At 59.9% G+C, this 23,898-nt stretch carries 19 protein-coding genes; 13 read left to right on the forward strand and 6 right to left on the reverse strand.

Annotated elements, in window-relative coordinates; translation table 11 throughout:
- Positions 1-18: 18 nt before the first annotated feature.
- Both KIK84_RS11290 and KIK84_RS11295 read left to right on the forward strand, forming a co-directional pair.
- Entirely contained in the window at positions 19-906 is an 888-nt protein-coding gene (locus KIK84_RS11290) for a DUF6279 family lipoprotein (RefSeq protein WP_214123192.1), read from the forward strand.
- Positions 907-998: 92 nt separating this feature from the next.
- Positions 999-2,141, forward strand: a complete 1,143-nt coding sequence (locus tag KIK84_RS11295; RefSeq protein ID WP_214123193.1) for a GGDEF domain-containing protein — start codon at positions 999-1,001, stop codon at positions 2,139-2,141.
- Between the two features lie 32 nt (positions 2,142-2,173).
- On the opposite strand, the gene KIK84_RS11300 is transcribed toward KIK84_RS11295, so the two are convergent.
- On the reverse strand, positions 2,174-2,770 hold the full coding sequence (locus KIK84_RS11300; RefSeq protein ID WP_214123194.1) for a 5-formyltetrahydrofolate cyclo-ligase: 597 nt from the start codon (positions 2,768-2,770) through the stop codon (positions 2,174-2,176).
- 9 nt (positions 2,771-2,779) lie between these two features.
- Between KIK84_RS11300 and KIK84_RS11305 the strand changes: the two genes are divergently transcribed.
- Positions 2,780-4,783: a lytic transglycosylase domain-containing protein gene (locus KIK84_RS11305; protein WP_214123195.1), complete on the forward strand. Its 2,004-nt coding sequence runs from the start codon at positions 2,780-2,782 to the stop codon at positions 4,781-4,783.
- Here KIK84_RS11305 and KIK84_RS11310 read toward each other — a convergent pair.
- Positions 4,780-6,186 (reverse strand): aminotransferase-like domain-containing protein, encoded by a 1,407-nt coding sequence (locus KIK84_RS11310; protein WP_214123196.1) that lies wholly within the window; start codon positions 6,184-6,186, stop codon positions 4,780-4,782. The genes KIK84_RS11305 and KIK84_RS11310 overlap by 4 nt on opposite strands.
- 96 nt (positions 6,187-6,282) lie before the next feature.
- Between KIK84_RS11310 and KIK84_RS11315 the strand changes: the two genes are divergently transcribed.
- From KIK84_RS11315 to KIK84_RS11355, 9 genes are all read left to right on the forward strand, one after another.
- Positions 6,283-6,519, forward strand: coding sequence for a hypothetical protein (locus tag KIK84_RS11315; RefSeq protein WP_250207922.1), 237 nt, complete (start codon positions 6,283-6,285; stop codon positions 6,517-6,519).
- A 9-nt stretch (positions 6,520-6,528) separates the two neighbouring features.
- Positions 6,529-6,900, forward strand: a complete 372-nt coding sequence (locus KIK84_RS11320) for a TfoX/Sxy family protein (protein WP_214123197.1) — start codon at positions 6,529-6,531, stop codon at positions 6,898-6,900.
- Positions 6,901-6,927: 27 nt separating this feature from the next.
- Entirely contained in the window at positions 6,928-7,518 is a 591-nt protein-coding gene (locus KIK84_RS11325) for a GNAT family N-acetyltransferase (protein WP_214123198.1), read from the forward strand.
- 30 nt (positions 7,519-7,548) lie between these two features.
- A complete protein-coding gene (locus KIK84_RS11330; RefSeq protein WP_214123199.1) occupies positions 7,549-8,232 on the forward strand; it encodes a glutathione S-transferase family protein in 684 nt (227 codons plus the stop codon).
- Positions 8,233-8,381: 149 nt separating this feature from the next.
- Positions 8,382-11,987, forward strand: a complete 3,606-nt coding sequence (locus tag KIK84_RS11335) for an ATP-binding protein (RefSeq protein ID WP_214123200.1) — start codon at positions 8,382-8,384, stop codon at positions 11,985-11,987.
- A 13-nt stretch (positions 11,988-12,000) separates the two neighbouring features.
- Complete coding sequence (locus tag KIK84_RS11340; RefSeq protein ID WP_214123201.1) at positions 12,001-13,368, forward strand: multifunctional CCA addition/repair protein; 1,368 nt, start codon at positions 12,001-12,003, stop codon at positions 13,366-13,368.
- Positions 13,369-13,396: 28 nt separating this feature from the next.
- Positions 13,397-14,092 carry a response regulator transcription factor gene (locus tag KIK84_RS11345; RefSeq protein WP_214123202.1) on the forward strand — a complete coding sequence of 232 codons (696 nt, stop codon included), beginning with the start codon at positions 13,397-13,399 and terminating at the stop codon, positions 14,090-14,092.
- Complete coding sequence (locus KIK84_RS11350; protein ID WP_214123203.1) at positions 14,089-15,486, forward strand: sensor histidine kinase; 1,398 nt, start codon at positions 14,089-14,091, stop codon at positions 15,484-15,486. Before KIK84_RS11345 ends, KIK84_RS11350 begins: the two co-directional genes overlap by 4 nt.
- 47 nt (positions 15,487-15,533) lie before the next feature.
- Positions 15,534-18,170, forward strand: coding sequence for a bifunctional diguanylate cyclase/phosphodiesterase (locus KIK84_RS11355; RefSeq protein ID WP_214123204.1), 2,637 nt, complete (start codon positions 15,534-15,536; stop codon positions 18,168-18,170).
- A 9-nt stretch (positions 18,171-18,179) separates the two neighbouring features.
- On the opposite strand, the gene KIK84_RS11360 is transcribed toward KIK84_RS11355, so the two are convergent.
- The 4 genes from KIK84_RS11360 to KIK84_RS11375 form a co-directional block, all read right to left on the reverse strand.
- Positions 18,180-19,253, reverse strand: a complete 1,074-nt coding sequence (locus KIK84_RS11360; protein WP_214123205.1) for an ABC transporter ATP-binding protein — start codon at positions 19,251-19,253, stop codon at positions 18,180-18,182.
- Positions 19,254-19,258: 5 nt separating this feature from the next.
- On the reverse strand, positions 19,259-20,113 hold the full coding sequence (locus tag KIK84_RS11365) for a carbohydrate ABC transporter permease (RefSeq protein ID WP_214123206.1): 855 nt from the start codon (positions 20,111-20,113) through the stop codon (positions 19,259-19,261).
- Positions 20,114-20,132: 19 nt separating this feature from the next.
- A complete protein-coding gene (locus KIK84_RS11370) occupies positions 20,133-21,011 on the reverse strand; it encodes a carbohydrate ABC transporter permease (protein ID WP_214123207.1) in 879 nt (292 codons plus the stop codon).
- 78 nt (positions 21,012-21,089) lie between these two features.
- Positions 21,090-22,340, reverse strand: coding sequence for an ABC transporter substrate-binding protein (locus KIK84_RS11375; RefSeq protein WP_214123208.1), 1,251 nt, complete (start codon positions 22,338-22,340; stop codon positions 21,090-21,092).
- Positions 22,341-22,533: 193 nt separating this feature from the next.
- On the opposite strand from KIK84_RS11375, the gene KIK84_RS11380 reads away from it, so the two are divergent.
- On the forward strand, positions 22,534-23,895 hold the full coding sequence (locus KIK84_RS11380) for a diguanylate cyclase domain-containing protein (protein WP_214123209.1): 1,362 nt from the start codon (positions 22,534-22,536) through the stop codon (positions 23,893-23,895).
- Positions 23,896-23,898 lie beyond the last annotated feature (3 nt).

The following is a 23,898-nucleotide window of genomic DNA, read 5'->3' on the forward strand; positions in this document are numbered from 1 at the left end:
TCTACGTTGGTTCTATCTATGGTGCTTTCCAAACGGCTATCTAACCACTGGCTGCACGCTGCCCGCATTATCAGCCTGCTGACTGTTGCATCTGTACTGGTTGCCTGCAGCGCCACACGCTATGCCTACAACCAAGCCCCCCCTTTGCTCAATTGGTGGATAGATGGTTGGTTTGACTTTTCAAACGAGCAAGAAGCCAAGGTCAAGGACAGTTTGGTGCAGTTGCACAACTGGCATCGCACCCAAATGCTGCCCCAGTGGGGAACCATGCTGCAGCAACTGGCAGACGATATGCCAAACAACATGACGCCAGAACGCATTTGCTACTGGGGCGATCAAATGCAGCAGCAAATCGACAAGCTGGCCCAGCAAGCCATTGTGTATGCCACACCGATTGTTCCGACCATGGGTCCACGGCAGTGGAAGCAGCTTGAGAAAAAAATTCGCGAGCGCAACGAAGATTGGCAAAAGGAGTGGATGCTTCCCACCTTACAAGCCCAATTAGACCATCGCTACACCACCTTGTTTGAGCAAGCAGAAAAGTGGTATGGCCCCTTGGACAAAACACAGCAGCAACTCATGCGCAGCAGCTTGGAGCAGTCGGTCTGGAATGCCCAACAACAGCTCGATCAAGTCATGCAACGGCAGCGCGATTTGCAAAAAACCCTGCGCAGCCTACAAGGTGCTACGCCACAAGCCAGTCAGCAAGCCCTGCAAGACTTGTGGGCACGCAGCCAGCAACCTATGAACGACAACGACCGTATCTATACCGAAAAATTGCGCCAAGAGATGTGCCAAACCATCGCTAAATTCCATAACAGCACCAACGCCGAGCAACGCCGCTTTGCCCAAAAGGTGTTATTGGGTTACTTAGAAGATGTACAAGCACTGGTTTCGCAACGCTAGTTACAACCACACCACCCCCAGCCTCTTCGCACATTGCATTCCAGAGCACCATGTTGATCGATTTGCGGACATTCATGATTCTGGGCTGCACCATGTCTGGCGTCGTAGGGGCTGTGCTCATGGTGGCTTACTACAGCTTTCCCAAGCGCATCCAAGGCATTCAGTACACCGCATGGGGTAATTGGTGCATGTTCATCGCAGGACTGGGTTTCGGTTTGCGTGGCATCGCGCCCGATTGGCTCTCCATCGTCGTGGCCAACGGCATTTTCACCATCGGCTACTGGTTCATGCTGGCAGCCGTGCGCAGTGTGAAAGGACTCGCTCCACTACCCCAAAAGCCTGCCTTAGTCGGGTTGCTGATTTTCTCGCTACTCATCACTTACTGGACCTATGCAGAGCCCAGCTTTGATAAACGCACCATATTGGCAGCGGGTGTCGGCCTGCTGCACTTCATAGCCCAAACCATCACCAGTTGGCGCACGCACCAGCGCATGACAGACTATTTCTTCACAGGTCTGATGGTGCTAGGAATCGCTGTAGCCGGTACCCGTGTAGCAGGCAGCGCTTGGCAGCTACTGCACAACGGTGCTGATGCTGGCTTTTTCACCCCCAACACAGTGCAACTAATTTATCTCAGCGGTTTCATCTTGCTGTCGTTCTTGCACGCATTGGGTTTTTTGCTCATGGTGACGCAAAAGCAGCAAAACGAACTGGTGTGCCAAACCCATATCGACCCCCTCACCGGTGCCTACAACCGACGCGCCCTTACCGAAGTACTGCCACAGCAACTGCGCAAGCCCGACAGCACCAGCGTAGAAGTTGCCGTCATCATCTGCGACTTGGATCATTTCAAATCCATCAATGACGCCTACGGCCACGAGGTGGGCGACCAAGTGTTGGCCCACTTTGCCCAACTGGCAAGCGAACTCAAACGCAAAAACGATATGCTGGTGCGTATGGGTGGTGAAGAGTTTGCCTTGGTGTTACCAGAAAGCACCCGCACCCAAGCCATGGCGCTGGCCGGACGCTTGCATGCTGCCCTGAACCAACGCCAAGCAGACTTGGTGCCCCACTACACAGCCAGCATGGGCGTGTATGCAGACACACTGAACAACAACGACCTGGTCAATGCAGCTAGCAGCATTCGCGAGCTTTTGCGGCACACCGACACAGGCACCTACTTGGCCAAGCAGCGTGGCCGCAACCGCATAGAGATTGTGCAATTTGCCGCCTGATAGCCTAGGCGGCCCATGGCTCATACAGCCCGCTAGACAGGCCAGACCACGCCGTGGTCGTTGAGAATCGCATCCAGCGGCACATCGTGTGCTTCAGGCTCCAAATCGTCCACAAAGCCCGACGCAAACCCCAGCCCCACAGTAAACGGCTTGGGATTCAAACTGCCCAACATGCGGTCGTAAAACCCGCCACCATAGCCCAAACGGTAGCCACCGGGGCCATAACCCAAGCAAGGCACAAACAACAGGGTGGGAAACAACAGCTCGGTGTCTTTGGGCTTAGGGATACCGTAGGCATCTTCTTCCATGGGGCAGCCCGGATACCACGCATGGAAGGTCATGGTCTTGTGCTCGCGATTGACCACTGGCAAACCAATGCGGCGGCGCTGCGGCTGATCCATCAGCTCGCCATCTTCTTTCCAGCGGTGCAGCGAGGGCAAGGGATCGAACTCACCTTTGATGGGCCAATAGGCCCCGATCACCGTGTCGGGACGCGTAACCAACCAAATGCGCATCACGCTTTGCAGCAACTCCGAGCGCTGCAATCGGTCAGGAATATTTTGGCGAATTTCCAGCAGTTGTTTGCGAAGGGCTTTTTTCTGATCGGCTTGGGGCGAAGACTTGTCCATAATTCCGTCATGCAGTTTTCAGCCATTCTGACATCAGTAGCGCTTGCCAGCGCCTTGGTGTTCCCGTTTTATTCGTCCGCCGCAGCCCAAACCCGCGATGCTGTGGCATTGACCCAGCAAGACCAAACTTTTTTGGACATGGCCCAGGCCTACCGCAACCGCGATGCGCGGCGCATGGCCAACCTGCTTGCGGCATTGCAAGGCCATCCGCTGGAGGTATGGGCAGCCTACTGGGAGCTGTCCAGCCGCCTCAATGACGCGCCAGCGGCTGACATAGAGGCCTTTATGACGCGCTACAGCGGCAGCTACCTCGAAGACCGCTTGCGTGCCGAATGGCTGCAGCAGTTGGGCAAAAAGCAAGACTGGGCCACCTTTGAACGCGAGTTGCCTGCCTACCGCATGAACGACGAGCGCGCCATCCGCTGCTACACATGGCAAGCGCACAGCGTGCGCGGCGTGGACACCAGCCAAAGTGTAGCCACCGACTGGCTGGGTGCCAAAGACAACGACGATGCCTGTGCCCAAGCGGCAGAAGCCCTGGTGAAAGCACGCAAACTCAAACCCTTGGTGGTGTGGCAACGTGCCCGTTTGGGCATGGAAATGGACCGCTTGCGCGTCAGTACCCAAGCCTTGGACATGCTGGACAAAAGCTGGAGCAAAACGGCCAGCAGCATCTACGACAACCCCAAGCGCTTTTTGAACGACAAAGTCACCGCCCTGCGCCTGCAAACGCGCGAGTTGGTGTCGCTGGCCCTGATCCGCTTGGCCTACCAAGACCCCGATGCCGCGGCCACCGAAATGGACAAACTGCGCTGGCGTGCCCAGCTCAGCCACGAAGAACGCAACTGGCTCTGGGGCGTGATTGGCAAGCGCGCTGCGCAAAAACTCTCCCCCAAAGCGCTGGGCTATTTCGAGCAAGGCCAGTGGGTGGAAATGCACGAAGACCACCTCGCTTGGGCTGCCCGCGCCGCCCTGCGCGCCGGGCGCTGGGACGCCGTTCTCACCATCATCAGCAGCATGAACCCCGCCCAACGCAGTGACCCGGCTTGGGCCTACTGGCTGGCCCGCGCCCAACTGGCGCGCGCCAGCAGCAGCCCCACCGACCCGCTGCGCGTAGAAGCCCAGCGTAGCTTGAACAGCTTGGCCAGCACCAAAGGCTTTTACGAAATGCTGGCACTGGAAGAAACCGGGCAAAAAATCACTGTTCCACCCAAGCCTGCACCGCTCACAGCCGATGAACGCCAGCTAGCCGCCAACAGCCCCGGCCTGCAACGCGCCCTCTACGCCATCCGCTTGGGCCTGCGCACCGAGGGCGTGCGCGAGTGGAACTACTCCGTGGGCCGCAACTTGGACGACCGCAGCCTGCTGGCCGCTGCCGAACTGGCTTGCCAAGCCGAGATTTGGGACCGCTGCATCAACACCAGCGAGCGCAGCAAAGCCATCTTTGACGCGCAGCAACGCTTTCCCATGCCGCACAAAGCCGCCGTGCTGGCGCGCACCCAGCAAATCGGCCTAGACCCTGCGTACGTGTACGGGCTGATCCGGCAAGAAAGCCGCTTCATCATCGACGCCCGCTCGGGCGTAGGAGCGGCAGGCCTTATGCAAGTGATGCCCGCCACCGCCAAATGGACAGCCAAAAAACTGGGCATGACCGACTACGGCAACCACCTCATCCATGACCGCGACACCAACATCGCTATCGGCACGGGCTACCTCAAGCTGGTGCTCGACAGTTTTGAGGGTTCCATGCCGCTGGCCGCTGCAGCCTACAACGCTGGCCCCAGCCGCTCACGCACATGGCGCGGCCAAGATGGTGCTCCGACACTGGAAGGTGCCATCTGGGCTGAAAATGTGCCTTTTACCGAAACGCGCGACTACGTGAAAAAAGTACTGGCCAACACCACGCTGTACGCCGCCCTCATCACTGGCCAACCCCAGTCACTCAAAGCCCGTATGGGCATGGTCGGACCACGACCTGTGGGCAGTGCTGAAGCGGGTTTGGATTTGCCTTAAGGCCTGAGCAAAGCGCCAAGCTGCTGCAGTGCGGCAGCCAGTTCCGCCAAGTCATGAAACCCGTAGTTCAGGCGCAGGTGGTGGTGAAAGCGCTGGTTGGCTGAGAACAATTGCCCCGGCGCTACGCTGATTCCAGCGTCAGCCGCGCGTCGGTGTACATCAAGGGCGTTGATCTCGGGTGGCAACTCCACCCACAAAAAATATCCACCCTGTGGTCGGGTGACTTTGGTACCCATGGGGAAATAGCGGGCAATACAACGCAAGGCGGTATTGGCGTTGTCCTCCAGACGCAGGCGCATTTGCCGCAAATGCCTGTCAAAACCACCGGTTTCGAGATAGGCCGCAATGGCCAACTGCGAGGGCACAGCGGTTGCCAGACTGGACATGAGTTTGATACGCCCGATAGCCTGGGCAAACCGACCCGCAGCCACCCAACCTACCCGGTAGCCGGGAGCCAGGCTTTTGGAGAAAGAGCTGCAATGCAGCACAAGTCCCTCTGTATCAAAAGCCTTGGCAGGGGGCGTGCGGTGGTGGCCGAAATAGAGTTCGCCATAGACATCGTCCTCGATCAAAGGCACCTGGTGCTGTGCCAGCAAACGCACCAGTGCCTGCTTGGCCTCTACCGGCATAAGACTGCCCAAAGGGTTTTGAAACTGCGGCATGAGCCAGCAGGCTTTGACCGGGTGCTGGCGCAACACGTTGGACAAAGAGTCGAGGTCAACGCCAGTGCGCGGGTGGGTAGCCACCTCGACCGCCCGAAGCTTCAAACGCTCCAGAACCTGTAGCGCGGCATAAAAGGTTGGCGACTCCAGCACGACTACATCACCAGGCTGCGTGATGGCTTGCAAAGACAGGTTGAGGGCTTCCATCGCCCCGTTGGTGATGACCAGTTCGTCCGGCTTTAAGCGATGGCCTGCAGAGCCATAGCGCAAAGCGATCAGTCTGCGCAAGGATTCATCGCCAGCCGTGAGGTGCTCTATGAGCCGGGCCGGCGGCAGATTTCTCATCTGCGGGGTGAGTGCCTTGGCCAGCTTATCAAGCGGAAAGAGGTGCGGTGATGCAAAAGCTGACCCCAAAGGCGCCATGTTCACGTTGCGGCTACTGCCCAGCACGTCAAACACCAAGCCACTGATAGCCACCGGATGTGACTCTGCAGCGGGCGTGGCCGTATGGGGCTCAGGGGCTTGGGGGCCTGTGTGCTCGTTGACGTAGTAGCCCGAGCGCGGGCGGCAGTGAATCAGGCCGCGCGACTCCAGAAGGTTGTATGCCTCAAACACGGTGGAAGCACTGACCTTGCGCTGCTGCTTGGTCTGGCGCACCGATGGCAGGCGTGCGCCCGGGGGCAGTACGCCCTGCCGGATCAGATCGGCGATTTCATCGGCGTATGCTTCGTAGAGTTTCATGACCAAACTGATATGGTATTTTTCCCATTATCTGAGTCTTTCATATCAGATGCAGGTGCGGCATAGTCGAACAAAGCGCCAAACAACATTCCGGAAATGCTCAAAATGATCGATTTAGTCCCCGTCTTTTTCATCGCGTTCAAAGCCATTGTTTTTGGCGTGTGCATGTTTCTTGCCATCAAATGGCACTATGACCAGGACAGGAAAAGCAAAGCGGCGCGCGCCCTGCTGCTGACCGGTGCCAAAGTGATTGCCGTGCTCACACTCTTGACCATAGTTCTTGTCTACGCAACCCTCACACTCGGGCAAAAGCTGGGGCTCAATTTGATGTAAAAATCACCCATGCCCACCGCCCAAGCGACCATAGATTTTTTGCAGGATCAGCTCTCAAGCTTGCCACTGGTGAGCACGCACAAGATGTTTGGCGAGTACTGCCTGTACGTAGCAGGCAAGCCCGTGGGCTTGGTGTGCGACAACCAGCTCTTTCTCAAACCCACCGACCCAGGCACCGCCTTGCTGCACGCGGTAGTGCATGGCCACCCATTTCCCGGTGCCAAGCCGCATTTGCTGATCACCGCCGACCAATGGGAAGAGCGCGACTGGCTGTGCAGTGTGGTGCAGGCGACGGACCAAGCGCTGCCAATGCCTAAACCAAAATCCCAGCCCAAAGCGCCGAGATCGCCTAAGGCCAAGCGGTTCAAGATGGCCCCGTAAGTCGCCTCGCTTGCACACCGCCATACCATGCCCCATGCGATTCTTCGTGAGATACCCAGCGTATTGCAATCGCAGCGGCTCATCTTGCGCTGCCCACAAGCGGGTGATGGTGCATTAGTCCACTTAGCCATTGTGGAATCCCTCGTCGCGTTGCGGCAATTCCCTGCCTCACTGCCATGGGCGATGCGTGAACAGTCCATCGAATCCTCTGAGATTTTTTGCCGCACGGCCCACGCAGACTTTCTGGCCGGTAAAGGCTTTGCTTACTTGGTGCTTGATAAGACGGACTCCAAGCTGATCGGTTGTGCTGGCTTGCACCGCCCCGACTGGGATATGTCGCAGATTGAAATAGGTTACTGGTGCCGCAGCTCACAAACGGGTCATGGCTACATCTCAGAAGCAGTGCGAACACTGACAGACATCGCCCTGCACCACCTCCCCATCACCCGAGTCGTACTGGTTACGGACGAACACAACCACCCATCCATGGCTGTTGCCCACCGCACGGGTTTTACGCTGGAGAGCACGCTGCCAAGTGTCATTCCAATACCTGACTCCAACCTGCGCACAGACATCCGGCGCTATTCTTATGTTTATCATGGTGGGCTCCCCCCCTGAACCGACGCTACCCCACAAGAAAGTTACCCCATGCTCAAACTCTTCATCGGCAACAAAAACTACTCCTCTTGGTCCATGCGCCCCTGGGTGCTACTCAAGCAAACAGGTATACCGTTTGAAGAGGTGATGGTGCGTTTTGATTCGTTTGCGGCCGATTCGCGCTTCAAGACCACGCTGCAGGGCGTCAGCCCCACGGGCAAAGTGCCGGTACTGCAAGACGGTGACTTGCTGGTGTGGGACACGCTGGCCATTGCCGAATACCTGGCCGAACGCTATGCCGACAAATTGCTCTGGCCCGCCAGCAGCGAGCGCCGCGCCGTGGGGCGCAGCATTTGCGCCGAGATGCACAGCGGCTTTACCGCCCTGCGCTCGGCCTGCCCCATGAACATTGAAGCGCATTTGCCCGACGTGGGTGCCCTCATCTGGCGCGACAAGCCCGCAGTGCGCGCCGATGTGCAGCGCCTGCACAGCATGTGGGAAGGTCTGCTCGCCCAATACGGCGGCCCGTTTTTGCTGGGTGACTTCAGCATTGCAGACGCTTACTACGCCCCGGTGTGCACCCGGCTGCAAACCTACGGGTTGCCCCTGTCTGGCACCGTGAGTGGCTATGTGCAGCGCGTGCTCAGTGCCCCCGGCGTGCAAGCGTGGGTGGCAGAGGCTTTGGGGGAGAAAGATTTTCTGGACTTTGAGGAACCCTACCGCCTGCAGCGTTGACCGCAGGCGGCAGGTTTCTCTGACTGACATGACGGAGGGCCCTGGCTTGTTGGGTCTCTCCCCGCCTCCCTGATCTTGCAGCGTGACAGATTCAGTGGTGCGTATAGTAAGCAGCTTGCGTTCACACACCGTTCACTACTGCCACATAAATGCCCGTTTTGCCTGCGTCTACCGAGCACCCCACACCGCCTTCGCGACACGGCCTGCATGTGGGCGTGCTGGGGCGTTTGGTCGTGCACTACGACGGACAAGCCTTGCCCGACTTTGGCTATGACAAAGCACGTGCCCTGCTGGCCTATTTGGTAGTGGAAAGTGGCGAGCACGGTCACAGCCGTGACAAGCTGGCCAGCCTGTTTTGGCCTGACAGCAGCAGCGCAATAGCCCGCGGCAACCTGCGCCGCACCCTGCATCAAGTGCGCAGCGTGCTGGCAGACACCCGTCATGAGTGGCTGCCCAGTGACCGCCAACATCTGGGTTTTGACCACCGCAGCCCCTACCACCTAGACCTAGAGCAATTTCTAGCCCCCCTCCCGCCCTGCCCAGCCGACAGCCCCTACACCGCTGACGTGGTTGAACAGTTGGAGCAGCGCCTCTGCCTGTACCGAGGCCCTGTGCTCGATGGCCTGCACTTGCCCGACACCCCCGACTTTGAGCACTGGCTAGAGAGCCAACGCCAGCACTGCCACCGCCAGCGCCAACAGCTGCTGGCGACCTTGGCCCAACTGCACGAGCAGTTGGGCCAGATCGAACGTGCCCACGCCTTGCTGCTGCAAGAGATAGAACACGACCCGTGGGCCGAAGATACACAGCGCCGCCTCATGCGCTTGCTGGCACGCCAGCAACGAACCAGTGCCGCGCTGGCCCAGTTTGAGCAATACCGCGCCCAACTGCTGCGTGAGCTGGACTTGGAGCCCGAACCGCAAACCCTGGCCTTGGTGCAAGCCATACGGCGCGGTGAGCTGAGCACCCCCCCTGCCACACCCGTGCGCCGCCCAGCCCCCATGCAGCGCCGCCAAGTGTGCGTGCTGGCCTGCGAACTGCAAACCGACGAACCACACGATGAACTGGCCGCCGACTGGCTGGCCGAGCAGCACAGCCTGTGCATGGACACCATGAGCGAACACGGCGGCCAAGGCTATGCCCTGCGTGCAGGCTGGGTCATGGCGTACTTTGGCCACCCACAGGCGCAGGAAAAAGCCCCCATCAAAGCGCTAGAAGCCGCATTGGCACTGTGCCAACGCCTGGGCCAGCAGGCTGGCCTGCGCCTGCACATCGGCGCGCACAGCGGCTGGATGCTGCACGACCCACGTGTGCAACTGCCCGACACCACCGGCATCATCACCCGCCACGCCAGCGAGTTGGCCTTGCACAGCCCGTGGGGCCGGGTGGCGGTCAGCCCCGAACTGCAGCGGCAAGTGGAAGGCTACTTCCGCTTTGAACCGGCTGCAGAAACCACCAGCCCCAAAAGCAGCCCCCACTACCAATTGCTACAAAGCCGCAGCCCCGCGCGCGATCGGCTACAGGCACGCAGCCAACTCAGTCCACTGGTGGGCCGCCAACGCGAAATGCGCCTGCTGCAAGCGCTGTGGGAGCGCAGCCGCCAAGGCCTGCGCCAGTGCCTGCACATTGGGGCGGAACCGGGCATGGGCAAATCGCGCCTGATCCACGAACTGGCACAACGCATCATGCAAGCGGGAGGCCACTGCGTGGTGCTGCACTGCCAAGCCGAGTTGCAGCACACGCCCTACCACCCTTTTGCCGACTGGCACCACCCCCAGCAAGACCTGCTACTGGCCAAAGCCAACGCCTTGGCCCACCACCGCCCCCTGCTGTTGGTGCTAGAGGACATCCACTGGGCCGACCAAGCCACACTGGACTGGATACAGGCATGGCTGCAGCAGCGTGGCACGCCGCACTTGCTGCTGCTCAGCAGCCGCTCGGTGCAAGCACCATGGCCCGGTATCAAAACCTTGGCCTTGCCCCCCCTGCAGCCCCGGCAGGTAGAGCAACTCATACGCCACACCGCTGGTCGCCAAAGCGTACCCGCCCAGCAGCACAAAGCCATCGTGCAGCGCAGCGACGGCGTACCCCTGTACGTAGAGGAAATGGTGCGCAGCCTGCAACTTGGCAGCCCTCCCAGCGGCCTCGGCACAGGCACGCTGGCCAGCAACAGCGTGCCCAACAACATCTGGCACCTGCTGGCCATGCGGCTGGAATCGGTAGGCAGCGCGTTGCCCGTAGCCCAGCAGGCCGCCGCCATAGGGCGCGAGGTGTCCCCTCCACTGCTGAGCGCCCTGCACGCAGCGCTGCATGGTTTGGGCCACGATGCCGCCCAAGCCAGCGTGCAGCAAGCGCTGCAGCAACTGGAGCAAACCCAGCTCATGGAACGACTGGAACACCCCAGCGGCCACTACCGTTTTCGCCACGTGCTGCTGCAAGACGCGGCCAACCACACCCTGCCCGTGCCCCTGCGCCGCAACCTGCACAGCGCGCTGGTGCAGCTGTACCAAGGGCCATTTCAGGCCATGGTGCAAGACCAACCCGAGCGCTTGGCCCACCACTTGGCGCAAGCCGGCCAAGCACTGGCAGCTGCCCAATGCTGGCTGCAAGCAGGGCAATGGGCCGTGCAACGCTCCTCGTACGCCGATGCCATCTTCCACTACCAAGCCGCGCTGCAGCAGCTACCCGCGGCCAGCAAACCGCATGCGCCCGAGACCGATACCACCAGCCTAGAGCTGGCACTGCAAACCGCGCTGGGCACGGCACTGGCCTGCACCCAAGGCTACGGTAGCCCGGCAGCGCATGCCTGCTTTGTGCGCGCCCAGCAGCTCAGCCGCCTGCACCAAGATGAACTGGCCAGCTTCCCCATGCTCTGGGGGCTGTGGCTGGGCAGCAGCTCCAACCCTGCCAACGGCGCGCCGCTGGAGTACGCGCAGCGCCTGCTGCAACTGGCGCAAACCGCCAACGATGCCGAACTGCTGATCCACGCCCACTACGCCTGCGGCAACAGCCTGTACCGTTTGGGGCACTACGACCAAGCCCTGCACCACCTGCAGCAGAGCATGGCACGGGGCCAAGAACGCCCCTGCACCCAGTACCCCGAACGCCTGCGCCAGTACGGCGAAGACAGCGCCCTCTCGGCCCAGTGCTTTGTGGCGTGGATACTGTGGCTACAAGGCCATGCCGAGCCTGCCCTGCAGCAGGCACAGCAGGCCGTGGAGCAGGCCCGCGCGCTCAAGCATGCCCACACGCTGTGCTTTACCTTGGCCTGCCACGCAGTGCTGCTGCGCATGCAACATGACGCTGAAACCACCCAAAGCGTCGCCCAAGAGCTGCTGCACTGGGGCAACGAACACCAACTGGCTCTGTGGCAAGTGGCCGGCACCGCCTTGGCGGGCTGGGCCAGCGTGTACTTGGGTGACCCAGCTGGCCTGCCCTACATAGAGGCCGGATTGGCCGGCTGCCGCGTGGCCATGCCAGGCATTGAAACCATCTTCCAAGGCATCTTGGTCGATGCGCTGTGGCAACTGCAGCGCTGGAGCGACTGCGCTACCCAAGCGCAGCAAGCCATTGCCTGTTGCCAAGCCCAAGCGGATCACCACCTCGAACCCGAATTCTTGCGCCTGCTGGCCCTGTGCCATCTGCGCATGGGCCACAGTGCCACCGGCCCGGTGGCAGACTGGCTGGCACAAGCGGCCCAATTGGCACGCCAGCAAGGTGCGCAAGCCTGGCTTGAGCGCCTAGACTTGGCCTAAAGAGTATTTCCCCATGACGCACAAGCACGATCCGCATCCATCCCCAGCACCCCAGCACGCCCCTGCTGGTGCAGTGCAACACGCCTCTGTGTTGGTGCCCGGTCAAGCCTATTTGGTGGGTGGTGCCGTGCGCGACGCACTGCTGGGCTTGCCCGTGCAAGACTGCGACTGGGTGGTAGTGGGCAGCACACCGCAGGCCATGGAGGCTGCGGGCTTTGTGCCCGTGGGGCGGGACTTTCCCGTGTTTTTGCACCCCCACAGCAAAGAGGAATACGCCTTGGCCCGCACCGAGCGCAAACAAGGCCACGGCTACCGCGGCTTTGTGGTGCTGGCCGCTCCCGACGTGACCTTGGAGCAAGACCTGTCGCGGCGCGACCTTACTATCAATTCGATAGCAGCCCCAGCTTATCTGGCAAGCTCTACAGGCCAATTTGATGCCCAAACCCTGCGCCAGCAGCGTGACCAACTGGTAGACCCCTACGGCGGCCAAGCCGACTTGGCGGCCAAAGTGCTGCGCCACGTGACCGAGGCCTTTTCCGAAGACCCGGTGCGCATCTTGCGGCTAGCGCGCTTTGCCGCCCGTTTGAGCGACTTTAGCGTCGCCCCCGAAACCCTGGCGCTGATGCAGCGCATGGTGGCCGACGGCGAGGTGGACCACCTCGTGCCCGAGCGCGTGTGGCAAGAGCTGGCCCGCGGCCTGATGGAGCACCACCCCTCGCGCATGCTGCAGGTGCTGCGCGACTGCGGTGCCCTGCAGCGCCTGCTGCCCGAGGTGGATCGGCTCTGGGGCGTGCCGCAACGCGCCGACTACCACCCCGAAGTGGACACTGGTGCCCACCTGCTGCTGGTGCTAGACCGCGCGGCCACGCTCAACGCCCCACTCCCGGTGCGATTGGCTTGCCTCACGCACGACTTGGGCAAAGGCACCACGCCCGCCGATGTGCTGCCACGCCACATCGGCCACGAAGAGCGCAGCGCCAAGCTGCTGCGCCCCCTGTGCCAGCGCCTGCGCGTGCCCACCGACTGCGTGGAGCTGGCCGAGGTGGTGGCGCGTGAGCACGGCAACATCCACCGCAGCTTGGACCTCTCGCCTGCCGCCACCGTGCGCCTGCTGGAGCGCTGCGACGCCTTTCGCAAGCCCGAGCGCTTTGCTCAGGTGCTGCTGGCTTGCCAATGCGATGCCCAAGGCCGCTTGAACCTGCACGACAGCCCCTACCCGCAAGCGGCGCGCCTGCAAACAGCGCTGGCCACCGCTTTGGCCGTTCCCACCGACACCCTAGCGCGCGACGCCATCGCCCGTGGTGCCAAAGGGCCACAGATTGGCGAGGCGATCAGTAAAGCACGGGTTGCTGCTATAGCGCAGCAACGCCCTGCTTGTTAAGCTGGCACATCACCCGTTTTTTGTACTTATGGCTCACCTGTTGATAGTGGAAGATGACGAGTTGCTGCGCGATGCGCTGCAAGCCCAGCTGGGCCATGCAGGCTACACCCTGTCGGTAGCCAGCGATGGCGAGCAAGCCCAGCAGATACTGCTAGCCCAGCGCTTTGATGCCGTGGTGCTCGACTTGGGCTTGCCGGGCATAGACGGTCTGCAAGTGCTGCGCTGGATACGCCAGCGCTTGGCCGCGCTGCCGGTGCTGATACTGACGGCCCGCGATGGTCTGGACGACCGCGTACAAGGCCTTAACGAAGGCGCGGATGACTACCTGACCAAACCCTTTGACTTGGCTGAACTGCTGGCACGCCTGCAAGCCATGCTGCGGCGCGCCCGCTTACCCGCTTTCGGTGGCAGCTTGCAAGTGCAAGCCCCCGGTGCAGCGCGCCTGCGCCTAGACCCCGACAAACCACTGGCATGGTTGGACGAACAAGCACTGGATGTGACACACCGCGAATGGTCGCTGCTGCGTTTGCTGTTGGACAACATGGGCCAAGTCATCAGCCGCGAAGATGTGCTTACTGTGTGGCAAACCGTGCCCTCTGAAGGTGCCACGGGCTCGAATGCGCTGGAGGTCTATATCCACCGCCTGCGCCGCAAGCTGCAGGATTCGGGCTTGAACATCCGCAATGTGCGCGGCTTGGGCTACTTGCTCGAAACCACCCCATGACACCAGCGCCCCTGCGCCCCCACACCACCAACCAACGCTTATCCCTGCAGCGCCAGTTGCTGCTGTGGCTGCTGTTACCGCAGCTACTGCTGTGGTTGGTGGGCGGGCTGCTGGCTTTCAGCGTGGCGCTGCGCTATGCCGAAAAAGTCACCGACCAATCGCTGAGCCAATCGGTTCGCTCACTGGCACGGCAGGTCAAGCCCATAGGGTCGGGGCTGCTGATTGACTTTCCCCGTGCCGCACAAGCCATGCTCGAGCAAGACCCACAAGACCGTGTGGTGTACATGGTGTCCTCTCCACCGGGGCAGTTTTTGCTGGGTAACCTCTCGCTGCCCGGCCCCCCACCGGGCCATAGCGTGCCTGACGACCAACCGTTGCTCTACGAGACCACCATCCAAGGCAAAGCCATGCGCGTGGCGTCCATCGAAACCGAATTTGGCGATGAACCCAACCCGCAGCGCCTGCGCGTGCAAGTGGCCAAAAGCCTGACCGAGCAGCAGCGCATAGCCCAAGAACTGGTGCGCGACGTGTTTGTGCCCCTGCTGGGGGTGCTGGCTTTGCTCAGCGTACTGGTGCATGCCGGCATACGGCGTGGCTTACAACCCCTGCAGCGACTAGAAGCCCAGCTAGCCCACCGCACGCACACCTCGCTCTCGCCACTGGAACTGCAAGAAGCGCCGCAAGAGGTATCGTCACTGGCCACCACACTCAACACCCTGCTGGCCTCTTTGCAACGCAGTCTGGGACAAGAAAAACGCTTTTTGAACGATGCCGCACACCAGTTGCGCACCCCCTTGGCCGGGCTGATCAGCCAGACCGAACTGGCCCTGCGCGAGCAAGACCCACAGGCGCTGCACGAACGTTTGCTCAAAGTGCACAGCGGTGCACAGCGCAGCGCGCATTTGGTGCACCAGCTCTTGTCGCTGGCGCGCACCGAAGCCGACATTGAACTGCAAAGCACCGACTTGGCAGCCTTGGCCCGTGAAGTGGCCCGCGAGTGGATTCCACGCGCTTTGGCAGCAGGCATGGACTTGGGCTACGAGGGAGAACAGCACCTGGTCGTTCCGGCTAACCGTCTGTTACTACGCGAAGCACTGTCTAACTTGTTAGATAACGCGCTGCGCTATGCTGGATCTGGACACAGCGTCACACTGCGTGCCAGCCAACAGGCAAAGCAGGCTGTATTGGAAGTGGAAGACGATGGTCCTGGCCTGAGCAGCGAACAGTTGGAACACGTGTTCGAACGTTTCTGGCGGGCCAGCGAACAACCCCAAGGCTGCGGTCTAGGACTGGCTATCGTGGCAGAGATATTGCAACGCCACCGTGGCAGTGCCCAAGCCCAGACGGTGTTGCCGCATGGTTTCCGGGTGAGCTTGCGCTTACCAATGGCTTAGGCCCGTACGGCTCTGTAACAGGATTGACTCACAACAAGCGAGACACTGTGCCACCAAACACTACACCCACCGAGTTTCAGCACTGGCAGCTGGCGCTGGACAGTGTGCATGAAGGCATTTGGAGCTGGGATCTGACCACCGATGTCTACTGGGCATGCGAACGCTGGCACAGCATGCTGGGCTACAGCCGCACTGAACTGCAACTCAGCCGTGCGGAGCAGCTCCAGTATTTGGTGCATGAAGACGACTGGCCTGTGCTGCAAAGCAGCCTGTTGGAATACGTGAATCAACGCCCCCCCATGTTGGTAGTGTCCATGCGTTTGCGGTGCAAAAACGGGCGCTGGAAACGCGTGCTCTGTCGTGGCAAAGCCACCCTGTGGAGTGAGCGGGGTCAAGTATTGCGCCTGCATGGACTGCACACCGACCTGGAAGCCTTGCACAACGCCATGCCCAGTTTGGTCGTTCCGCTGCACAACCTGCCCAACACCACGGTACTGCCATCCCCTCCCACGCTCAATTGGAGCGGGCCAGAGCAGCGCTTCTCCGATTTCTCAGAACTGAGCAAGGCACACCATGGAAGTGGCCTGATGGATGCCATGCTCAATGACTTGCAGCACATTGCCCGTGTGGGGTGTGCCGTTGCCGATTACGAAACCGGCGAAGTATTCTGGACTTTGGGGGTCTACTTGGTGGTAGAGGCTGATCCGGCTACTTTTGTACCGAACACCCAATCGATACGGCAATTCCTGACTGCCCACAGCCGCAAAATGCTGCTGCAAAGCTTCAAAGACCCACAGCAACCGGAGCGGCATGAAGGGATTTATGAGCTGCTCACAGCCACTGGTCGCCTTATCTGGGTGCGCTCCATCGCCCACATGACATGGGCCGATGGCCGCGTTGCCACCCGCACCGAGGTGCTCCAAGACATCACCGAGCAGGTGCTGCTGGAACGCATGCTGCGAGACAGCGAAGCCACATGGCGCCATGCGCTGGACAGCTCGGGAGATGGTATTTGGGAGTGGCACATCCAAACATCCACCATGATCTACTCCGAGCGCTTACTGGCGCTCTACAACTTGGACGTCCAAGAACTGGGCTCCTCGGTTGAGGAGATGTTGGCCTACATCCATCCCGATGACATTGGCCCCATGCAGCAAGCGCTGCGCGACCACTTGCAAGGCAAAACCCCGCGCTACCACTGCGAACATCGGGTACTGACCAAGAGTGGTTTGTGGAAATGGGTACAAGCGCTGGGCACAGTGATCAGCCGCGATGAACATGGCAAGCCACTGCGTATGGTGGGAACACACACTGACATCAGCACCCGCAAAGAGGCCGAAGAAGCGCTGCGCCACCAAGCACTGTATGACTCCCTAACGGGCTTGCCCAATCGCGTCTTGCTGCGCGAGCAGTTGAGCCAAGCCATGCAGCAAAGCCAAATAACCGGGCAGCAACTGGCTTTGATGTTCATCGATTTGGATTATTTCAAAGAGGTCAACGACACCTTGGGCCATGACCACGGCGATGCCCTGTTGGTCAAAGTAGCGCACCGCTTGCTGAGCTGCCTGCAATCGCAAGACACACTGGCCCGCATGGGCGGCGATGAGTTCACCATCTTGGTTCCTAAAGCCGACGATCTGGAAGAACTGGAAAAGGTGCTGAAAAACCTGCTCATGAGTGTGATGCAAGGCTTCAAGCTGGGGGATGAGTACCGTTTCATCTCCGCCAGCATCGGCGTCACCCTCTACCCCCGTGATGGCAGCGACATTGAAACCCTGCTGCGCAACGCCGACCAAGCGCTGTACTTGGCCAAAGGCGCGGGGCGCTCGTGCTACCGTTTTTTCACGGCCAAGATGCAGGAGGATGCACAGCGTCGCGCCCGCATCGCCAACGATTTGCGCATTGCCTTGCACGAGGAGCAGTTCCATCTGGTCTACCAGCCCATCGTCGATTTGGACAGTGGCCGCGTCTACAAAGCCGAGGCCCTGCTGCGCTGGAAACACCCACGCCATGGGCTGATAGACCCCGAAGAGTTCACCCCTATCGCCGAGAGCAGCGGCCTGATTTTGGAATTGGGCGATTGGGTCTTTTTGCAAGTGACCCGGCAAGTGCAGCACTGGCGCCTGACGCTGGCAGAGGACTTCCAGCTCAGTCTGAACAAGTCACCCGTGCAGTTCCAGCGCGGCCATATGCACCACGACTGGGAAAAGTCCCTGCGCGAACGCCACATACCGCCGCAAGCATTGGCCGTAGAAATCACCGAGAACATCTTGGTGGACAGCGATAGCTCGGTATCACAGCAGTTGCACAACATGGTCAAGTGCGGCATGCAAATCGCACTCGATGACTTTGGCAAGGGCTACTCCTCACTGGCTTACTTGCAGCGCTTTGACATCCAGTACATCAAGATAGACAGGCAGTTTGTGCGCAACCTCAAGCCCGACTCCAAGGACTTGAGTCTGTGCCAAGCCATGATTGCCATGGCCCATGCACTGGGCATACGCACGGTGGCCGAAGGGGTGGAAACGCGCCAACAACTTGACCTGCTGCGGCTAGCAGGCTGCGATTTCGCACAGGGCTATTACCTCGCTCGACCCATGTCGATTGAGGCATTTGAGACCTTTTACACCACCTTGGAGGACGGGCTCATCGACCTCGATGCCCCACGTCCTAATGCCCACTAAAGCGCGCTTTCACAGCGCCAAGCGCACGCCGCTGTGGGCGTCAAACCAGTTGTTGTGGCGGCTGCTGATGGATAGGCCCACGGTATCGCCCACCTGCACGGGGGTGCTGGCCGCTTCGCGCACCGTCAAGGCACCGGCTTCGGTTTGCACCACCACATAGGTGTCAGCCCCGGTGGGTTCCACCAGCGTCACTTGGCCGCGCCATGCAGCGTCGTCTGCCAAGTGGATGTGCTCAGGGCGTTGGCCTAGGGTGACGGCATCCACTGCCGGGCATGGCAAATCGAGCGATCCGCCCTGGAACACAAAACGGCTTTGCTCACCTTCGCGCTGCACGCGGCCATTGATGAAATTCATGGTCGGTGAGCCGATGAAACTGGCCACGTAGGTGTTGGCGGGCTGGCGGTAAATCTCTTTGGGGGTACCAATTTGCTGCAACACACCGTCTTTCATGACGGCGATGCGGCTACCCAGCGTCATGGCTTCTACTTGGTCGTGCGTCACGTACACGCTGGTGATGCCCGAGGTCTGGTGCAAGCGCTTGATCTCGGCACGCATTTCCACACGCAGCTTGGCATCCAGGTTGGAGAGCGGCTCGTCAAACAAGAACAGCTGCGGATCGCGCGCCAAAGCACGGCCCATGGCCACGCGCTGGCGCTGGCCACCGGATAGCTGGGCGGGGCGGCGGTCGAGCAAGTGCTCGATCTGCAGCATGGCGGCCACTTCCTGGATGCGTTTTTTGCGTTCAGCAGCGGGCACTTTGCGCATTTCCAGCGCAAAGCCAATGTTGTCGGCCACGGTCATGGTGGGATAGAGCGCATAGCTCTGGAACACCATGGCAATGTCGCGCTGCGCGGGGGCCACACCCACCACGTTTTTGCCGGCAATGCGCAGTTCGCCTTCGGTGGGGTCTTCGAGGCCCGCAATGATGTTGAGCAAGGTGGACTTGCCGCAGCCCGAGGGGCCCACGAGGATGAGGAATTCGCCGGGGGCGACGTCGATATCGATTTTCTTGAGCACTTCGACGGTTTTGTCCGCCTTGCCAAAGACCTTGCGAATGCCTGCGATTTGGAGAGAAGCTGCCATGGGATTCATCCTTTCACCGCGCCTGCGGTGAGACCTTTCACAAAATATTGACCGGCCAGCACATACACCAGCATGGTGGGCAAGCCAGCGATCATGGCCGCAGCCATGTCCACGTTGTAGGCCTTCACCCCGGTACTGGTGTTGGCCATGTTGTTCAAACCGACGGTGATGGGCTTGCTGTCTGCGCCGCTAAAAGACACGCCAAACAGGAAGTCGTTCCAGATGTTGGTGAACTGCCAGATGAGCGTCACCATCAGGATGGGGGTGGACATGGGCACGACGATGCGCCAGAAGATGCGCCAAAAACCAGCACCGTCGATGCGCGCGGCGTTGACCAGCTCGCGCGGCACAGCGGTGTAGTAGTTGCGAAAGAACAGCGTGGTGCCCGCCATACCCGCCAAGCAGTGCACCAGCACCAAACCGGCGATGGAGCTGGACAGGCCCAAGAAACCCAGCACCTGGCTCATGGGCAGCAGCACGACCTGAAAGGGCATGAAGACGCCAAAGAGCAAGAAGCCAAACAGCACTTCGCTGCCCTTGAACTTCCACATGGACAACACGTAGCCGTTGATAGCACCCCATGCGGTGGAAATCAGCACCGCGGGAACGGCCATGAGGACGGAGTTCCAAAAGTAAGGCTGCAGGCCACGGCAGTCCACCCCAGTACAAGCGGAAGACCACGCAGCGACCCAAGAATCTAGGCTGAAGCTTTGTGGCAGGCTCAGCAGGTTGCCGTTGCGGATTTGGTCGGCGTCTTTGAGCGAGGTGACCAACATCACGTACAGCGGTGCCAAGAAGAACAGTGCGGCCACCAGCAAGATGCCGTAGACCAGCACGCGGGAGAGAATTTTTGCGTTCATACAGAAACCTTTGCTGTGCTCAGCGGTCGTGCGGCTTGCTGCGCAGCTCGCTGTACAGATAGGGCACCACCAAGGCAGCGACGGTGGCCAGCATCATGGTGGCGCTGGCTGCGCCCAAACCAATCTGGCCGCGGGTAAAGCTCATGGTGAACATGAAGGTGGCAGGTACATCCGACGAATAGCCGGGGCCGCCTGCGGTGAGCGCCATCACCAAGTCAAACGCCTTGATGGACAAGTGCGTGAGCACCAGCACGGTAGAAAACACCACGGGGCGCAGGATGGGCAAAATGATGCGCCAGTAAATGCGCGGCAAGCTAGCCCCGTCGATTTGCGCCGCTTTGATGATGCTGTCGTCAATGCCGCGCAAGCCCGCCAAAAACAAGGCCATGGCAAAACCAGCGGACTGCCAGATACCCGCCAGCACCACGCAGTAGATGGCGGTGTCCGACTGCACCAGCCAGTCAAACGAGAACGAAGTCCAGCCCCAGTCGTGCATGAGCTTTTCCAGGCCCAGGCTGGGGTTGAGAATCCACTTCCATGCGGTGCCCGTCACAATGAAAGACAGCGCCATGGGGTAGAGGTAAATGGTGCGCAGCGCGCCTTCGGCACGCACTTTTTGGTCCAAAAAGATGGCCAGCAACATGCCCAACAGCATGGAGCCACCCACATACAGGACGGTGAACAAGCCCAAATTCTTCAAGGCCACGTACCAACGGTCCATGTCCCACAGGCGGACGTATTGCTCCAAGCCTACGAACTCATCGTAGTTGGGCAGCATGCGGCTGCCAGTGACCGAGAGCACGCCGTTCCAGATCATGAAGCCGTAGATGAAGGCAAAGCCGAGGACGAAACCCGGAGCGATCACCAGCTTGGGCAGGATGTTTTCAAAGGTTTTCATGGAAAACTGAGCGAAAAAACAGCCACCCGGCCAGCGGGTGGCTAGAGCACACCTTGCGGTGTGCGTGAGAGGCGCGTTTTATTGCGCTTGAGCAGCCTTGGCGATGTTCTTGATACCGTCGGCAACGGAAATCTTGTCATCGTTCCAGAACTGGCTCACGGCGTCCTTGATAGCGCCTTCAGCAGCAGGCTTGACCGCCATGCCGTGGGCGATAGAAGGCTCCAGCGTGCCCGCCTTGGCGGTGTCCACGAAGTCTTTGGCCGACAGCTTGGCGCAATCGTCAAACTTGTCCATCTTCATGTTCAGGCGCACAGGGATGGAACCCTTGTTCAGGTTGAACACTTCTTGGAACTCTGTGCCCATGATGGAAGCTGCCAAGTCGCCCTGTGCCTTCTGGGCACCAGCGTCTTTGAGCTTGAACATGGCAAAGGAATCCACGTTGAAGGTGTAGGCATTGGCAGTGCCGGGAGCGGCGGCGCAGATGTAGTCCTTGCCAGGAACCTTGCCAGCAGCGGCGAATTCGCCCTTGGCCCAGTCACCCATGAATTGGAAAGCAGCCTCACCCTTGATCACCATGGCAGTGGCCAAGTTCCAGTCGCGGCCAGGGGCTGCGGGGTCGATGTAACCCTTGATCTTGCGGAAGGTTTCCAGAGACTTCTTCATGGTGTCGCTGGTCAGGGCCTTTTGGTCGAGTTTGACCAATGCGTCGTTGTAGAACTTGGCACCGCCCACACCCAACACCACCGATTCAAAGGTGGTGAAGTCTTGCCAGTTTTGGCCACCGTGGGCCACAGGAATCAGGCCAGCCTTCTTGATCTTGTCAGCAGCAGCAAAGAACTCGTCCCAAGTTTTGGGGGTGGATTTCACACCGGCTTTGTCCAACACGGCCTTGTTGGCCCACATCCAGTTGACGCGGTGCACGTTCACAGGGGCAGCCACGTAGTTGCCCTTGTACTTCATGATGTCAGCGACCACCTTGGGCAGCAGGGAATCCCACTTCTCAGCCTTGGCAGTGGCGTCCAAGTTGGCCAGCACGCCTTCTGCCGCCCATTCTTGGATGGCAGGACCCTTGATCTGGGCAGCAGCGGGTGGGTTGCCTGCCACGACACGGCTCTTGAGCACGGTCATGGCATTGTCGCCAGCACCACCGGCCACGGCAAAGTCTTTCCACGTGTGGCCCTTGCCTTGCATGATTTTTTTCAGCTCGGCCACCGACTTGGCCTCGCCACCGGATGTCCACCAGTGCAGCACTTCCACCTCGCCTGCCATTGCTGCAGAACCAGCGACCACCAATGCCACAGCAGTGGCCATTTGAGAAAGCTTCAACATCGTGTCTCCATTTCAGTGTTTGAATCCGGTAGCACCGCGCCACAACGGATTAATTAATTTTTAATTAAAACACGATGCAAGCACATGAGGGCTTTCCCTAGACCCCCTGCCCATGGTCGCTTGGCGAACTGCCGCAATAGAGATGTCTGTTGCTTCTTGTAGTATGGAGGGTTGCACCCCCTCTGCATGGCCCATGAGTCTCATTGCACGCAATCGGTTTTTTTCTTGGCGCTTTGTCGCCTTGTACAGCGCCTTGGCCGTGCTGGCTTTGTCCATTGCGGGAGGTGAGTTGGTGCTGCGGGCGCAAGAAAAAGAAAGCACCAGCCAGCAAGAAACACAGACCGTTGCCTATGCCGCGCGCTTGCGCAGCGTGCTAGAGCGCGAGCTCAATGCCGTGCTGGGCTACCACAGCGGTCTGAAGGCCTACCTGACCGTGCGCAACCAGCACGTGCAAACCCAAGAACTGATGGCCATCTTGAGCGAGATTTACCGCGACACCAAGTTTGTTCGCAACTTTGCCGTGGCCAAAGGCTTCACCATCAGCTATGTGTACCCGGTGGCTGGCAATGAAAAAGCCATCGGAGTGTCTTTCCAACAACTGCCCAACCAAATGCCCTTGGTGCGCAAACTGGCGCGCACCGGCCAACCCATACTGACCGGCCCATTTGAACTCGTCCAAGGCGGTATGGGTATGCCCTATCGCTTGCCGATTATGGTGCGCGGGCACTACTGGGGCATGCTCACTGCGGTGATCGATTCAGAGGCATTGTTCGCATACATCCACGGGCAATTGGTTGATGAACGCTTTGAATACGCCATCGTTGGCCGCGATGGACAAGGCATCAACGGCGATGCCATCTGGGGCGATGCAACGCTGCTCAAACACAACGGCGTCTATCTGCAAACCGTTCCTGTGCCCGGTGGGTACTGGGCTGTCGGGGTGCGTTACAAGAAACACGCACAAGAGAACCAAGCGCTGCGCTGGCAAATACGCGGTGCCGCCCTAGTGCTGGGCTTGCTACTGAGCAGTGTGCTGTATTTGCTGGTGCGCAACCGCATCCAATTTGCCGAACAAGCCATGTACGACAGCCTGACACAGTTGCCAAGCAGGCGTTTGTTTGAAGACCGCGTCGGCTTGGCTTTCCTGCGCCAGCGTCGGCAAGGGCCGCAGCCATGCGCCATTTTGTTTTTGGACTTGGATGACTTCAAAAGCATCAACGACCAATACAGCCACAAAGCGGGCGATGCCGTGCTGGCCACCGTAGCGGCCCGCGCCCGGCGCACCGTGCGCCCTCACGACACCGTGTCGCGCTGGGGTGGGGATGAATTCATCGTCCTACTGGAAAACATAGACGGCCCTGCTCTGCAAGCATTGGTAGAGCGCTTGCGCGAGGCGATTCAGCAGCCCATTTCCTACCACGGCCATAGCCTGCAAGTGGGCCTGTCAATTGGTCAGGCGCTATACCCCAGCCAAGGCCAAACGCTGGACGAACTGCTGCAAGCCGCTGACCAGCACATGTACGCCAACAAAACCGAGCGCAAAGCCACGCCATAAGGG

The sequence above is a fragment of the Curvibacter sp. CHRR-16 genome, assembly GCF_018474005.1.
GTDB lineage: Bacteria > Pseudomonadota > Gammaproteobacteria > Burkholderiales > Burkholderiaceae_C > Allorhodoferax.

What these genes read in the sequence shown, in the direction of transcription:
- KIK84_RS11325 (WP_214123198.1), top strand. Translation starts at nt 6,928, where the DNA reads ATGCCCCATGCGATTCTTCGTGAGATACCCAGCGTATTGCAATCGCAG.
- KIK84_RS11370 (WP_214123207.1), bottom strand. Translation starts at nt 21,011, where the DNA reads ATGAAAACCTTTGAAAACATCCTGCCCAAGCTGGTGATCGCTCCGGGT.
- KIK84_RS11365 (WP_214123206.1), bottom strand. Translation starts at nt 20,113, where the DNA reads ATGAACGCAAAAATTCTCTCCCGCGTGCTGGTCTACGGCATCTTGCTG.
- KIK84_RS11290 (WP_214123192.1), top strand. Translation starts at nt 19, where the DNA reads ATGGTGCTTTCCAAACGGCTATCTAACCACTGGCTGCACGCTGCCCGC.
- KIK84_RS11295 (WP_214123193.1), top strand. Translation starts at nt 999, where the DNA reads ATGTCTGGCGTCGTAGGGGCTGTGCTCATGGTGGCTTACTACAGCTTT.
- KIK84_RS11375 (WP_214123208.1), bottom strand. Translation starts at nt 22,340, where the DNA reads ATGTTGAAGCTTTCTCAAATGGCCACTGCTGTGGCATTGGTGGTCGCT.
- KIK84_RS11345 (WP_214123202.1), top strand. Translation starts at nt 13,397, where the DNA reads ATGGCTCACCTGTTGATAGTGGAAGATGACGAGTTGCTGCGCGATGCG.
- KIK84_RS11380 (WP_214123209.1), top strand. Translation starts at nt 22,534, where the DNA reads ATGAGTCTCATTGCACGCAATCGGTTTTTTTCTTGGCGCTTTGTCGCC.
- KIK84_RS11360 (WP_214123205.1), bottom strand. Translation starts at nt 19,253, where the DNA reads ATGGCAGCTTCTCTCCAAATCGCAGGCATTCGCAAGGTCTTTGGCAAG.
- KIK84_RS11305 (WP_214123195.1), top strand. Translation starts at nt 2,780, where the DNA reads ATGCAGTTTTCAGCCATTCTGACATCAGTAGCGCTTGCCAGCGCCTTG.
- KIK84_RS11340 (WP_214123201.1), top strand. Translation starts at nt 12,001, where the DNA reads ATGACGCACAAGCACGATCCGCATCCATCCCCAGCACCCCAGCACGCC.
- KIK84_RS11330 (WP_214123199.1), top strand. Translation starts at nt 7,549, where the DNA reads ATGCTCAAACTCTTCATCGGCAACAAAAACTACTCCTCTTGGTCCATG.
- KIK84_RS11300 (WP_214123194.1), bottom strand. Translation starts at nt 2,770, where the DNA reads ATGGACAAGTCTTCGCCCCAAGCCGATCAGAAAAAAGCCCTTCGCAAA.
- KIK84_RS11315 (WP_250207922.1), top strand. Translation starts at nt 6,283, where the DNA reads ATGCTCAAAATGATCGATTTAGTCCCCGTCTTTTTCATCGCGTTCAAA.
- KIK84_RS11335 (WP_214123200.1), top strand. Translation starts at nt 8,382, where the DNA reads ATGCCCGTTTTGCCTGCGTCTACCGAGCACCCCACACCGCCTTCGCGA.
- KIK84_RS11350 (WP_214123203.1), top strand. Translation starts at nt 14,089, where the DNA reads ATGACACCAGCGCCCCTGCGCCCCCACACCACCAACCAACGCTTATCC.
- KIK84_RS11320 (WP_214123197.1), top strand. Translation starts at nt 6,529, where the DNA reads ATGCCCACCGCCCAAGCGACCATAGATTTTTTGCAGGATCAGCTCTCA.
- KIK84_RS11310 (WP_214123196.1), bottom strand. Translation starts at nt 6,186, where the DNA reads ATGAAACTCTACGAAGCATACGCCGATGAAATCGCCGATCTGATCCGG.